The sequence below is a fragment of the Marinifilum sp. RC60d5 genome (assembly GCF_052400665.1).
GTDB lineage: Bacteria > Bacteroidota > Bacteroidia > Bacteroidales > Marinifilaceae > JBQTGK01.
Genome location: NZ_JBQTGK010000002.1, coordinates 446,551 through 461,379 on the forward strand (window position 1 = coordinate 446,551; position 14,829 = coordinate 461,379).

Genomic DNA, 14,829 nt, shown 5'->3' on the forward strand with positions numbered 1-14,829 from the left:
AAGGATCTCAAAATAAATACAGATGCTGTACCGAGTTTACGAGCTCACTGAAAGTAAACAAGTTCAGCATGACGAATATTATTTTAATTAAGAGTTTGAATTCAGAATTGAAGGATCTCAAAATAAATACAGATGCTGTACCGAGTTTACGAGCTCACTGAAAGTAAACAAGTTCAGCATGACGAATACTATTAAAATGAAAGGAGGATACATCTATATCATGACGAATAAAAATAGAACGACATTATATATAGGTGTGACATCCGATTTGAAACGACGGATAGCAGAGCACGATGAAGGAGTGGGATCAAAGTTTACAAGTAAATATAATTTGACAGACTTGGTTTACTTTGAAGAGTTTGATGATATTAGTGAGGCTATTGCCAGAGAAAAACAATTGAAAAATTGGAAGCGTGAATGGAAGACAAATTTAATTAAGAGCTTGAATCCAGAATTGAAGGATTTAAAAATGGAATTTAGATAAATGAAATAAGGAAAGGATTCAGAACTGATGCAGTCATCCAGAACTGACGCAGTCATCCTGAACTGACGAACGTCATCCTGAACTGACGCAGACATCCTGAACTCGTTTCAGGATCTCAGGATCTCAGGATCTCAAGGATAAATACAGATGCTGTACCGAGTTTACGAGCTCACTGAAAGTAAATAAGTTCAGAATGACCAGAAAGTTTAGCAGTCATCCCGAGGGAAGCAAAGCGACGAGGGATCTCAACAAAATAGTAAGAGAAAAGAAAATAGAAATAATGCAAGAAAACAAGAACATACAAACCCAAGCCGAAGATGAGATTGATTTGATTCAATTGGCCAAAACTTTATGGGAAGGCCGCCGCACAGTCATTAAGACCACCCTTATCTTTATGGGGCTGGGCCTATTCATTGCGATCTTCTCCGCAAAAGAATACACCGCTTCTACCACCATGGTGCCGCAATCGGCCGAGGGCGGATCCAAGTTGGGCGGTAGTCTGGGAGGACTGGCAGCCATGGCTGGTATCAACTTGGGTTCAATGGGTGGAGGCTCAGATATTCCCCCAACGCTATATCCTAAGATTGTAAACAGCATCCCTTTTCAAAAGGAGCTGATGAAAACATCTTTGAGTATTGAAGGGCAGAAGAAACAAGTAACATTTGCAGATTATTATCTGGAAATCAAAAAGCCAGGATTATTGGGAACTATCAAGAAATACACCATCGGCCTACCAGGTTTAATCCTAAAGGCTATCCGTGGTAATGGTAGTGACGCAATGCTTGCGCCTACAAGCAGCGATCTCATCTCTATTTCCCAGGATGAAAAAAAGCTAATCGAAATCTTATCAGCCCAACTCTCCATCGAATTCAATGACAAAGACGGCTACATCTCTCTATCTGCCCGTATGCCCGAAGCCAAAGCCGCAGCTCAGCTGGCACAAAAAGCACAGGTTCTCTTGCAGGAGGCCATCACCGACTTTAAAATACAGAAAGCAAAAGATCAATTGGTTTTTGTGGAAGAGCGTTATGCAGAAAAACAGAAAGAATCGGAAGCAGCTCAGGAAAAATTAGCTAACTTTCGCGACCGTAATAAAAATGTGAGTACTGCAAGAGCACAAACAGAATTAGAAAGCTTAACGGCAGAATACAATTTAGTTTACGGAGTGTATTCAGAGTTAGCCAAGCAACTGGAGACACAAAAAATTCAGGTGAAAGAAGATACGCCGGTGTTTACGGTAATTGAACCTGTATCCGTGCCCATAGAGAAATCGAAGCCCAAGCGTTCTATGATGTTGGTAATCTGGACTTTCCTGGGTGGAATTGTTGGGATAGGAATGGTGTTTGGAAAGGAGTTTCTGGGTTCGATTAAAGAACAGTGGAGTAAAGGAAAATGATTAGAACTGATGAACGTCATCCTGAACTTGTTTCAGGATCCCAGGATCTAAGGATTTAACGGATGTAAGATTTACAAATAAGTGAGCAGATGCTGAACCGAGCTTGCGAGCTCACTGAAAGTAAACAAGTTCAGCATGACGAATAATTAATTAGGTATTGAAAATAAACAGATTAACAACAAACAATCAACTATTTAAAAGTAACGAACTATCAGTTGGGATTATTAGTTAATTTTGGTGAACGTTCATTAAAATACAAACGATTCGTGAATTTAACGCACTGACCGCTCATTCGCGAAATTCGCGTAATCTGTTTCAATTTGTGTAATACAATTAGTAAAAAGAATTAAAACACATAGAATCAAGTTTAAAATGAAAGATATTAAAGTTGCCGTTATCGGATTAGGCTATGTAGGATTGCCTTTAGCAGTTGAGTTTGGTAAGAAATTTAAGACAGTTGGTTTTGATATTAATTTGGATCGAATCAAAGAGCTTGAAAATGGTCATGATCATACTTTAGAAATCTCTGATGCTTATTTGAAAGATGTAATTGATAATTCAAATGAGGATTTAGGAATTAGTTTTTCATCAGATTTGAAAGATTTGGAAGATTCAAATTTTTATGTAGTTACTGTTCCAACTCCAACGGATAAGAATAACAGACCAGTATTGACACCTTTGTATAAAGCCAGTGAAACTGTTGGTAATGTGCTAAAAAAAGGAGATGTTGTTGTTTATGAATCGACTGTTTATCCTGGAGTAACAGAAGATGAGTGTGTACCCGTTCTTGAAAAAGTATCTGGTTTAGTTTTTAATAAAGATTTTTTTGTAGGTTATTCTCCAGAACGGATTAATCCTGGAGATAAAAAACATACAGTAACTAAGATTTTAAAGGTTACTTCGGGTTCAACATCTGAAGTTGCTGATTTAGTTGATTCTGTTTATAATACCGTGATTGTTGCTGGTACTCATAAAGCTTCTTGTATAAAAGTTGCTGAGGCAGCTAAAGTGATTGAGAACTCTCAGCGGGATATTAATATTGCCTTTGTAAATGAATTAGCTAAAATTTTTGATTTATTAGATATAGATACAAGACAGGTTCTTGAAGCTGCAGGAACTAAATGGAATTTTTTGCCATTTGCTCCAGGTTTAGTTGGTGGACATTGTATTGGAGTTGATCCTTTTTATTTGGCTCAAAAAGCACAGGAAGTTGGATATAATCCTGAAATCATTTTAGCAGGAAGACGTTTGAATGATAGCATGGCTAAATATGTGGCAGAGCAGACTGTTAAGCTGATGATTAAGAAAGGTCAAAAGATTAAGGACTCAAATATCTTAATGTTAGGGATTACTTTTAAGGAAAATTGTCCGGATATACGAAATACTAAAGCTATTGATATATATAGTGAATTAAACGACTATGGTTGTCATGTTGATATCTATGATCCTTGGGCAGGTGTAGATGAAGTGAAAAAAGAATATAATGTAGAATTGACATCAGAATTGGAAAATAAATATGATGCAATTGTATTAGCAGTAGCTCATAAGGAATTTTTGAAATTAGATATGTCTGCTCTAAAAAGAGATACGTGTGTGATCTACGATGTGAAAGCTGTTCTTGATAAGGATAGTGTTGACGGTCGGCTTTAAAATGTAATTATTGAATAATAAGTTCAAATGATAGAAAATAGCAAAGTATTAGTGACTGGTGGAGCTGGCTTTATAGGTTCTAACCTGTGCGAAGCACTTCTTGGACAAAACAATAAGGTGGTTTGTCTTGATAATTTTATGACTGGTCACCGCCACAATATAGAACCCTACCTTAGTAACCCCAATTTTACTTTAGTTGAAGGGGATATTCGCAATTATGAGGATTGCCAAAAAGCAGTAGAAGGTGTGGATTATGTGTTACACCAGGCAGCCTTAGGCTCGGTGCCACGTTCTATTGTAGACCCAATGACTGCGACTGATGTCAATATTGGTGGTTTTGTTAAAATGTTATTTGCAGCTAAAGAGGCAAAAGTGAAACGTTTTGTATATGCTGCAAGTTCATCAACTTATGGTGATTCAAAAGCTCTACCTAAGGTAGAACATGAAATTGGTAATGCTCTTTCGCCTTACGCTATTACCAAGTATGTAGACGAATTGTATGCCAAAAACTTTAGTGATCTCTATGGTATCGAAACTATAGGCTTGCGCTACTTTAATGTATTTGGTCGCCGACAGGATCCCAATGGAGCTTATGCTGCAGTAATTCCCTTATTTGTTAAAAAGTTAATGGCTCATGAGTCGCCGGTAATCAATGGAGATGGTACTTTTAGCCGTGACTTTACTTATATTGAAAATGTGATTCAGGCTAACCAGCTTGCAGCTATTACGCCTACGAAAGAAATTAAGGAAAGAGCCAAAGACTATTATACAAAACACAAACAAAATGATACTTGGGTAGACACTGATAGTGTATTAGCTGAAGTTTTTAATGTTGCATTTGGTGAGCGTACCGATTTAAATGAATTAATTGATGCTTTAAGGACTAACCTTGCAGTATTCGATGCTGATATCGCAAAGGTTCAGATTATTCATGGTCCTACGCGAGCAGGTGATATACCTCACTCATTGGCTTCCATTGAAAAAGGGAAGACTTTGTTGGAATATGATCCTAAATTTTCAATAAAAGCTGGGATAAAAGAAGCCACTAAATGGTACTGGGAAAATTTATAAAGATATTATTGTTATGAAAATAGCTATACATCATAGATCCGGATCTTTTAGCGATCGTTGGATAAATTATTGTGAAGAGAAACAGATTGCTTATACAATTGTTGATGCCTATGATACTGACATTGTAGAAAAGGTGAAAGATTGTGACGCATTTATGTGGCATCACCATCATGCAGATTATCGCGATACATTATTTGCCAAGCAATTGTTGTACTCTCTTCAAATGGCAGGTAAAAAGGTTTTTCCTGATTTTAATACGGGCTGGCACTTTGACGATAAAGTTGGGCAAAAATATATGTTCGAAGCAATTGGTGCTCCATTAGTACCTTCTTTTGTGTTTTATACAAAAAGGGAGTCTTTAGAATGGATAGAACACACTTCTTTCCCTAAAGTATTTAAACTAAGAGGTGGGGCAGGTGCAGTAAATGTAAAACTTGTCCGCACAAAATTAGAAGCCATTAAACTTATCAATAGGGCATTTGGTAGGGGATTCCCACAATTTGACAAATGGAATAACTTAAAAGAAAGATGGACTAAATTCAAAGGTGGAAAAGATACTTTCTTGGCAGTCTGCAAAGGTATTGGACGATTATTTATTAATACTGAATTTGGAAAAATGCGTTCACCTGAAAAAGGCTATGTGTATTTTCAGGATTTCATACCAAACAACGGTTTTGATATACGTGTTGTTGTTGTCGGCGATAAGGCAGTTGCTTTACAAAGAAATATAAGAGAAAATGATTTTAGAGCTTCTGGTAGTGGGGACTTAGTTTTTCCTAATGAAAATATTGATAAGGATTTCATATCATTAGCATATAAACTCAATAAAAAGCTTGGTGCTCAATCAACAGCATTTGACTTTATTAAAGATTTAGATAATAATATTTATCTTGTTGAGATTAGTTATGGCTTTCCTATGCTGAATTTTTTAGATAAGGCAAGTGGTTACTGGGATGAAAATCTTAGTTGGAATGAAGGCAAGTTTATTCCACAGAATTGGATGGTGGATAATCTAATAAGATAAATAAAGAGGGGAAATGAAGTCATTTAAACACTATTTAGATGTTTTAAATTATAGGTATAATTATAGTTTAATGCTAAAAAAAGGGTGGCAAACGAATCGTAGGATTGTCGTGATTGAATCAGACGATTGGGGCAGTATTCGAATTCCATCTAAAGAAGCGAGGGACAGGCTTCAAAAGATGGAAGTGAAGTTAAATTTTGATATTGGCTATGATTATTGTGATTCTTTAGCAACTGAAACTGATTTGCTAAATTTGATGGATGTCTTAAATGGAGTGAAGGATTGTAATAACAATCCAGTTAGAGTAACTCTAAATTGTGTTATGGCGAATCCTGACTTTGATAAGATTCACAGAGATAGTTATCAAAACTATCATTATGAAATCATAACAGAAACTTTTAAGAGGTATAATAATTGTGTTAAATCTTTTGATTTGTGGAAGGAAGGGATGAGCAAGGGTTTATTTCGTCCTCAATTTCATGGACGGGAACATTTGAATGTGCAAATGTGGCTTAATTCTCTTCAAAAAGATCTAGGCAAAATGAGAATAGCATTTGGTGAAGATGTTTTTTTTCCTCAAGTTAGTTATGATGAAGATAATAGACAAAGTCATTTAAGAGCTTTTGATGTAAATAATGAAAATCAATATTCTTTTATAAAAACTAGTATCAGCGAAGGATTAGATATATTCGAATCATTGTTTGGTTTTAAATCTATTTCGATGATTGCTCCTAATTATACATGGGATAAAGAAATTGAAGAGTTTGCATTTGCGAAAGGTGTGCAATATATTCAAGGAGCTCCTTTTCAGAGATATTCATTATTAAAATCTGCTGTTACAAAGAAACAAGGTGAGTATCATTATATGGGAGAATCAAATGATTTTGGTCAAACCTATTTAGTCAGGAATTGTCTTTGGGAACCTACACAAAATAAAAAACTCAATATTGATTATTGTTTGAAGGGAATTGAAAAGGCTTTTAAACTTAAGAAGCCTGCGGTAATATGTGCTCATCGGTTGAATTTTATTGGAGCTATACAGCCTGAAAACAGAGATAATAATTTAAAGCAATTTTCTGAATTATTAAAAACAATTGTTAAGAAATGGCCTGATGTGGAGTTTATGAGTTCGGATGAACTGGGTGAGGTTATTATAAATAGCATAGAAAAATAAGAATGGCAAGTTTACGTAAAGAATCATTAAAGGGGCTTTTTTGGATGTCTTTGGGGAAGGTGGGGACAGGATTAACAAGTCTTTTGGTTACAATGGTTTTGGCTAGAATTCTGATTCCTGAAGACTTTGCTTTAATTGAATTGTTAATTATTTTCATTGCAGTTTCCAATGTTTTTATTGATAGTGGATTTAGCCAGGCAATCATTAGAGATGATAATCCTTCGCAAACGGATCTATCATCTGTCTTCTATTTAAATCTGGGCGTATCAATTGTTATTTATATTGGTTTATTTTTTACAGCACCTCTAATTGCTGATTTTTTTCATGCACCTCAATTGGTGACTTTATCGCGAGTGACATTTTTGGTAATTATATTTAATTCGTTAATTATTATTCAAAATGCAAAACTCGTTAGAGAATTCAAATTCCCAATAGTTTCAAAATGCGCTGTAATAGGTATGATAGGTGCTGGTGTGACTGCATTAATATTAGCTTTGTTAGGCTTTGGTGTATGGGCTTTAGCTGCCAATATGATTATACAACCTTTATTTAAAGCTATTGCATTATGGTATTTTGCCAAATGGAAACCATCTTTGGTTTTTAGTTTTCAACCTATAAAAAAATATTTTTCTTTTGGAGGATTTTTATTGATGCAAGGTCTACTCGATGCGATTGTAACTAATATTAGTTCAATGTTTATTGGTAAGATGTACACTAAAAAAGACCTAGGGTATTATTCCCAGGGAAGAAAATTAGATGGATATATTGTCTCCCCTTTTGTTAGTGTATTAGAGCAGGTTACATATCCCATCACTTCGAAGTTGAAAAATGATCAAGATAAGTTACGGGAAAGTTATATTGAGATTTTTCAAATTGTAATTTTCATCTTTTTACCAACATCTTTATTTGTAATATTTCATGGAGATTTAGTTGTTACATGTTTATTTGGTGATAAATGGATCGCTGCTGGGATATACTTATCCATTAGCAGTGTATTTGATATTTTTTTCCCTTTACAAAAGTTAGCGACGAATATTATAATGGTTAAAGGAAAGACAAAGATAATGTTTTATCTGGCGATTGTAAAACAGGTTGTTAGACTAATTACGGTTGTTGTATTAGCACAAGTTAGTGTATTAGCTTTAGCTGTTGGATTTACTGTCTCAGGAATATTTGGCGGTTCGCTTTATATTGGTTTTGCCTTTAAATTAATAAAGTACAATATTGTTGATTTTATAATAGATCAAAGCAAAACGATAATAATATCTTTTGCATCAATATTTATAGTTGTGTGGATCGGTACAAGTTTGGAATTCAATAAATATATCCTTCTAGTAATATGTGGATTGTTAATGATCTTTTGCTATCTGTCTTTGTCTATAGTTTTCAAAAGCAAAGGAATTAAAAGTGTTAAGAAAATAATTTTAAGTATCATGAAGAAATAGTTATGGTGAGAAATAAAGTTATTGTTTTGGGGTTTAATCATATAAATGCTCTTGGTATTGTAAGAAGTTTAGGAGAAGAGAGTATTAAACCGATTTGCGTTTTGTATGGATCTAAATCAGGAATGATTTTTAGTAGTAAATATCCTTCGATAGTAGTTCATGTTGATACTGTAGAAGAAGGTTTAAAGTTTATTCTTGATAACTTTTTAAATGAATGTCTAAAGCCAATAATAATATGTAGTAATGATGAAACAGCAAGCATTATAGATAAGAACTATTCGAAGCTCAAAAATGATTTCTATCTGCCGAACGCACAAATTGATGGTAGGATTACAGCATTAATGGATAAAATAATAATATCAGAAGTTGCAGAACAATTTGGATTTGTTTCACCTAAATCTGTCCTTATTGATAAAAATGATTCCATACCTGACGATATGGTATATCCATGTTTTACTAAGTCTATAATGACTATTAAAGGTGGAAAAAAAGATGTATTTTTATGTGGGAATAAAGTTGAATTAGCTGATGCTTTAAAAAAAGTAAGAAGCGATAAAATTCTATTGCAACAATATATTGATAAGAAAAATGAAATTTGTTTACAAGGATTATCAATTAATTCTGGAAAACAAATTTATATCCCTTTCATTGAAAAGTTTTTTCGTTTTACTAAAAACGAATTTGGAGGTTATGTTTATTTTGAGAAATTTGAAAACCAAAAAGAAGAATTTAGAAATAATGTGCATAAGTTAATTGAAGAAACGCAATATAGCGGATTATTCTCTGTTGAATTTTTAGTAGATAAAAGCAATAATCTATTTTTTACGGAAATTAATTTTAGACATGATGGTTTTAGTTACTTTACTACGACTGGAGGTGCTAACTTACCTTATATTTGGTGTAAATCACTTGTGAATAATAGCTTGGAGATTGAAGATGTATTATTAAAAGATTATTTTACCGGAATGAATGAGCTAACAGATTTTTTTCAATTTGTAAGAACAAAAAAAATATCTGTTCAAAAATGGATTAATCAGTGCATTAAAGCTGATAGTCATCTTCTTTATAATAAAAAGGATTTGGGGCCTCTTTTTCATACTTTGAAAAGTTTTATTGTTTTAGCTTTGAATAAGTATTTATTAAATCATAAATAAAGATTATATGAAACCAGTAATTGTTTTAGTAGGTACAACCATGGTAAGCATTTTATCATTGTGTAAAAGTGCTTATGAATGTGGTTTTATAGTGTATTAATATGCTATACATCATACTAATAAACCTAATTACGTACATTAAGAGAATAGAAAATAAATGCTTTTTAACTCAATAGATTTTGCAATATTTTTACCGATAGTATTTTTATTATATTGGTTTGTAACGAATAAAAACCTTAAACTTCAAAATTTTTTGGTTTTTTTTGCTAGTTATGTTTTTTATGGTTGGTGGGACTGGAGGTTTTTATCATTAATAATTTTCAGTACATTTGTTGATTATTCTGTTGGGCGAAAATTAGGAACAGAAGAAAATAAACTAAAAAGAAAAACATTATTATGGATAAGTATCTTGATTAACCTTGGTTTTCTTGGTTTTTTTAAATACTATAATTTTTTTCTTGAAAACTTTATAACAGCATTCTCATTTTTTGGGACTGAAATAAAGCCAAATTCGTTAAATATTATATTACCAGTAGGAATTAGTTTCTATACTTTCCAAACTTTGAGTTATACAATAGACGTCTATAAACAAAAACTCAAACCTACAAAAGACTTTATTGCATTTTCAGCATTTGTAAGTTTCTTTCCTCAATTAGTTGCAGGTCCAATTGAAAGAGCTACTAATTTATTACCTCAATTCCATAAAAAAAGAACTTTTGAATATGACAAAGCAGTTGATGGGCTAAGACAAATCTTGTGGGGATTTTTTAAAAAAATTGTAATTGCTGATAATTCTGCACGAGTTGCAAATGAAATATTTAGTAATTCGGCTGATTATTCAGGTAGTACGTTAGTTTTAGGGGCCCTATTTTTTACATTTCAAATTTATTGTGATTTTTCTGGATATTCAGATATAGCTATCGGAACATCAAGACTTTTTGGATTTGACTTGAAACAAAATTTTGCATTTCCATATTTTTCAAGAGATATTGCTGAATTTTGGAGACGTTGGCATATTTCGTTATCAACTTGGTTTAGAGATTATTTATACATTCCGATAGGTGGTAGTCGTGGCGGAATTTGGATGAAAATTAGAAATACATTTGTAATATTTATTGTTAGTGGATTTTGGCATGGTGCAAATTGGACATTTCTGGCTTGGGGATTTATAAATGCTTGTTATTTTCTACCAGTGATGCTTAAAAATAATAATCGTAATAATTTGGATATAGTTGCACAGGGAAAGATATTTCCTTCATTTAAAGAATTATACCAAATGGGAATTACTTTTGGATTAACTGTTTTGGCTTGGGTGTTTTTTAGAGCAGAAAATATTGGACATGCACAAAATTATTTATTAACTATTTTTTCAAAATCATTATTTACAATTCCACATTTCTCTGGAATGAGACATGCATTAGTAACTTTAATTATAATTCTTATTTTTATCATTATTGAATGGTGTGGAAGGAATGAAGAATATGCTATTGCAAGATTAGGTTTTAGGTGGAAAAGGCTATTTAGATATGCTTTCTATTATTCTATAATAATTGTGATAATATTATTTATGGGAGAAGAACAACAATTTATTTATTTTCAATTTTAGAGGTTCAAATGAAAAAATTCATATACAAAATAATGTTATTTTCTTTTCTACCATTAATTTTCATTTTATCAATTGATGGTTATCTCCGTAATATGGATAGTTTATACACTATGAAATATAATGGATTGTTAAATGCTAAAGATTCTATTCAAGTTTTATTTCTTGGAAATTCGCACGCCAATTATTCCGTTAATCCTTGTATGCTTGAGGATTTTATAGGGTATAATATAGCAAATGTTAGTCAACAGATATATTTTGATAAAAGATTAACTATCAAAGCGATAAATGAAGGAGTAAGAAATCTTAAATATGTTTTTATTAGTGTAGACTATCATTCACTTTTTACATCTTCTCAGGGGGTTAGGGATATATGGTCTTATTATGCAAATGGTATCAAATACAAAAATAAGGATTACATAAAGTCAACGGTATCTCCTTTTATTTGGGGCTATACACCTAAAGTATCTTTAAGTTTAATTAAAAAAAGAGTATTAAATACTCTTAAATATAGAAATGATTCAATTATCAATTTTAATGTCGAAAATGGAGTTAATATTACAGACCATTTATGTGGTGGTTTTATAGGACTTGAAGGTTTAAATAATTATTCATTTAATAATCTTTCTTACAAAAAAAAGGCTAGTAATTTCAAAGAAAATATAAATAAAAGTGAACGAGTTGAAGTAATTAAAGATTTAAATAGTTTTATTCTTTTTTTAAAAAATAAGAACATTGAGCCCGTTTTGTTTTCATCACCAACTTATAGAGAATACAATAAATATCTTGACAAAAAACAAATAAAACGAAATATTGAAGATATTGATAATATATGTCAAAAATATAATATTCAGTATTGGCGTTTTAACGAAGATTGTCGATTTTTAAAAAAAGATTTTTACAACCAAGATCATTTAAATAAAAAAGGTGCATCAAAATTTAGTATTATACTAAACAAGAAATTGAAAATGTATGATAAGTTACGAATGCACAATAATAAATAGAGTGTATTTTGCAGATAGTACTAAAATTGAAAATTATAGCAATAAATAAAGTAGAAAGTTTGGAGCATTTAATGCCAAACGCACCATATTTAAACCGTTATAAATTGTTTAATTTTTATATTACTAAATTTAGTAAGTCATATTTATGATATTAAAGACAAATAAATGAAAAAGAAAGTCACCAATAAGAATGATAGTTGTTTTGCCTTTTGTACTGTTAGTTGTATATCAAGTGATGTTAAAATTACCATTGAACTCTATAGTAATATTGTTATTTAGTAGTTATAGTAGGAGCTGTTGTCAATAAAGATATGTCAAGTGGGATGTTATTTGCTAGTATATCAGCAAAAATAGTTAAATACCTAGAATAATTTTAAAAAAAATGATGAAATCAGTAATTATTTTAGCAGGTACAACCATGGGAAGTGTTTTATCATTGTGCAAAAGTGCTCATAAATTGGGTGCAGAAGTATATCTGATATCTTTCAATGAGAAGTTTGCTAAATTATATAAAGCATCTAAGTTTGTAAATGAAGTATACTATGTGCAGTCTAGTGTATTGTTGACTTTTTGCAAACAATTAGTGTTGGAAAAGAATTTTTTAATTAAACCAATATTATATTCAACTACCGATCAACAATGTTTATTAATTAGCCAAAATAGAGGAGAATTTGAAAAAATATTTGATTTGTGTTTACCTTCAGATGAAATAGTAAAAGGATATAATAAAAAGGGGGATGCAGAACGTTTAGCAGAAAGACAGGGTATTCTAATACCTAAAAGTAAGCTTATTACTTGTTTGAAAGATACAGCTGACATTCTGAAAATCTTTTCATTTCCTATTGTTGTAAAACCTATTTCTTCAAATGTAAAAGTTGGTTATAAATTTAAAATTCTTGACAAAGAGTCGTTTGAATATATGTTCCACGACGAAACCATGTGTAACGGTACAGTTTTGTGTCAGGAATACATCCCTGGTGAAGATGAAGCACACAAATTTTATATCTTCTATAGAGATGAGAATGGTGACATTTTAGAGTGTATGGGAAACAAAACCATGCAAACTAATGGAATAATGACTATCGGTACTACAGAAAAAGATATCACACTATCTACTATTTGTAAGCATTTCTTAAAATCCATTGATTATGTAGGAGTTGGAGGTTTAGAGTTTAAAAAGTATGAAAATGCTTATTATTTTATTGAGATGAGTACCAGACCGGAAGGTTTTTTACCAATTGCTGATATGGCTGGAGTTTCATTATCTGAAGCTTCATACAAATGTATGAATAACTTGACTGTGGATTTTAATATTAAACAGAAAGAAAATATTCAATATTTTGTTTTATTAACTATTTTGGTAGAACGTTTGAAGAAATATAAGTTCTTATCTATGTTTAAATCGATATTTATATGTTTTTTATCCAAAAACATATATTGTGTTGAGCTTTTTATAGATTATCGTAGTTATTTGAAAAGTGTAAAATCATACAGATTTAGATAAAGGAAAGATTTTTTATGGATAGTTTCATTAACATTGTAGCCTCGTATATTGTTTATATTTTGGTAGGTGTCACTATATCACTCAATATATTTAAAAATGATGATGATAGAATAAAGGCAATGCAATTATTTTTCATCTCATTGAGTGTTTTTTCAGTTTACGTAGCTATAATTTATTGGGGCTATTTGACTAGAGGTTCTCGGTTTATTAGTTTAGATGAACAGCATTTTTTTGGTATTGCTCAGTCATTAGGAGAAAAGCCAAGCATTTCTTCTATTTATAAAGTTTGTTTTAAATATCGAATACATATTGAAAATGAAGGAGCTCATTTTTATAGAGGATTTCTTGCATATATTGCGAATAATTATCTCTGTGGTAATTCTCCTTTAATTCAATATATGAATTCGGCTTTTGTTGCATCTTTATGCTCTATATATTTATATAAAATTATTAAGCAATATATACCCACTAAAGAATCATTCAAATATGTTCTTGTTTATGTTGTTTGTTCGTATTTGATATTATCTGGCGGGAAAATAACAAGAGATGTACAAATTAATTTTTTATACATATGGGGATTATCAATTTTATTTAGTTCATTCTCAATAAGGAAGTTGATACTTCTAGTAGGTATTGTTCTTATTACCATACAATTTAGATTAGAGCATGGTTTGTTTATGGCTTTCATGCCTGTACTGTATATTTATGAAAAATCAAAGGAAAGAGAAAACTTTAAGTATGTGCGTAAATTTTTAATCGTTCTTATTTTGATTGTCGGTATATTTGTGGCTAGTGTAGTCATAGTATATATTCAAGCAATTATGTCAACTATGGAAGGATATGTTGAATTCACATCAGGACTAACAGAGCAGGGGGGACTTGCTAAATATTTATTGCGTTTACCTGTTGGTATAAAGCAATTAGTCATAGTGATATATTCACAAATTTCACCTTTCCCATCTTGGAATCAATTATTAGATTCTAATAATATTTTTGAATCAATTGATGGATTTATTGAAATGATATCTCCTTTTTTTTGGTTTATTGTTTGTTTTGGAACGGTTAAATATATTTGGGTAAAAGAATATCGAAAAAATATTCCTACCATGCTTCTTTATACAGGTATAGTATTTATTATTTTTTTATTTGCCAATACTTCGAATATGAATCCTAGAAGATTGGTTTGTATGTATCCTGTCCTTTATCTAATTTTTTCCTATGGCTATTATAATTATCCAACTTTTTTTAAAAACAATGTGATCATTTCGATATTTGCTTATTTAGGCTTATGTGTACTGTATTTATTTATTAAATATTAAA

The 14,829-nt window shown here is 31.4% G+C and carries 13 protein-coding genes; all 13 read left to right on the forward strand.

Translation table 11 applies throughout. From position 1 onward, the window contains the following. The first annotated feature begins 178 nt into the window (after positions 1-178). The 13 genes from ACT3CE_RS05875 to ACT3CE_RS05935 all read left to right on the forward strand — a co-directional run bounded on the left by ACT3CE_RS05875 (position 179) and on the right by ACT3CE_RS05935 (position 14,828). The gene (locus tag ACT3CE_RS05875) at positions 179-484 is read left to right on the forward strand and encodes a GIY-YIG nuclease family protein (RefSeq protein WP_444708831.1); all 306 of its coding nucleotides are present in this window, start codon (positions 179-181) and stop codon (positions 482-484) included. Between the two features lie 193 nt (positions 485-677). After that, positions 678-1,880, forward strand: a complete 1,203-nt coding sequence (locus ACT3CE_RS05880; protein WP_444708832.1) for a Wzz/FepE/Etk N-terminal domain-containing protein — start codon at positions 678-680, stop codon at positions 1,878-1,880. A gap of 185 nt (positions 1,881-2,065) precedes the next feature. After that, positions 2,066-2,164: a GxxExxY protein gene (locus ACT3CE_RS05885; protein WP_444709171.1), complete on the forward strand. Its 99-nt coding sequence runs from the start codon at positions 2,066-2,068 to the stop codon at positions 2,162-2,164. Between the two features lie 88 nt (positions 2,165-2,252). Next, positions 2,253-3,530, forward strand: a complete 1,278-nt coding sequence (locus tag ACT3CE_RS05890) for a nucleotide sugar dehydrogenase (RefSeq protein ID WP_444708833.1) — start codon at positions 2,253-2,255, stop codon at positions 3,528-3,530. 27 nt (positions 3,531-3,557) lie between these two features. Continuing rightward, positions 3,558-4,601, forward strand: coding sequence for an SDR family oxidoreductase (locus ACT3CE_RS05895; protein WP_444708834.1), 1,044 nt, complete (start codon positions 3,558-3,560; stop codon positions 4,599-4,601). Between the two features lie 13 nt (positions 4,602-4,614). Next, a complete protein-coding gene (locus ACT3CE_RS05900) occupies positions 4,615-5,625 on the forward strand; it encodes an ATP-grasp domain-containing protein (protein WP_444708835.1) in 1,011 nt (336 codons plus the stop codon). 13 nt (positions 5,626-5,638) lie between these two features. Further along, positions 5,639-6,799 (forward strand): hypothetical protein, encoded by a 1,161-nt coding sequence (locus ACT3CE_RS05905; RefSeq protein ID WP_444708836.1) that lies wholly within the window; start codon positions 5,639-5,641, stop codon positions 6,797-6,799. 2 nt (positions 6,800-6,801) lie between these two features. Then, a complete protein-coding gene (locus ACT3CE_RS05910) occupies positions 6,802-8,244 on the forward strand; it encodes a lipopolysaccharide biosynthesis protein (RefSeq protein ID WP_444708837.1) in 1,443 nt (480 codons plus the stop codon). A 2-nt stretch (positions 8,245-8,246) separates the two neighbouring features. Then, complete coding sequence (locus ACT3CE_RS05915) at positions 8,247-9,398, forward strand: ATP-grasp domain-containing protein (RefSeq protein WP_444708838.1); 1,152 nt, start codon at positions 8,247-8,249, stop codon at positions 9,396-9,398. A gap of 157 nt (positions 9,399-9,555) precedes the next feature. After that, positions 9,556-11,004, forward strand: coding sequence for an MBOAT family O-acyltransferase (locus ACT3CE_RS05920; protein WP_444708839.1), 1,449 nt, complete (start codon positions 9,556-9,558; stop codon positions 11,002-11,004). 110 nt (positions 11,005-11,114) lie between these two features. Beyond that, the gene (locus ACT3CE_RS05925) at positions 11,115-12,005 is read left to right on the forward strand and encodes a hypothetical protein (protein WP_444708840.1); all 891 of its coding nucleotides are present in this window, start codon (positions 11,115-11,117) and stop codon (positions 12,003-12,005) included. A 382-nt stretch (positions 12,006-12,387) separates the two neighbouring features. Next, positions 12,388-13,509, forward strand: coding sequence for a hypothetical protein (locus ACT3CE_RS05930; protein ID WP_444708841.1), 1,122 nt, complete (start codon positions 12,388-12,390; stop codon positions 13,507-13,509). 14 nt (positions 13,510-13,523) lie between these two features. Further along, on the forward strand, positions 13,524-14,828 hold the full coding sequence (locus ACT3CE_RS05935) for a hypothetical protein (protein WP_444708842.1): 1,305 nt from the start codon (positions 13,524-13,526) through the stop codon (positions 14,826-14,828). Position 14,829: the final 1 nt, after the last annotated feature.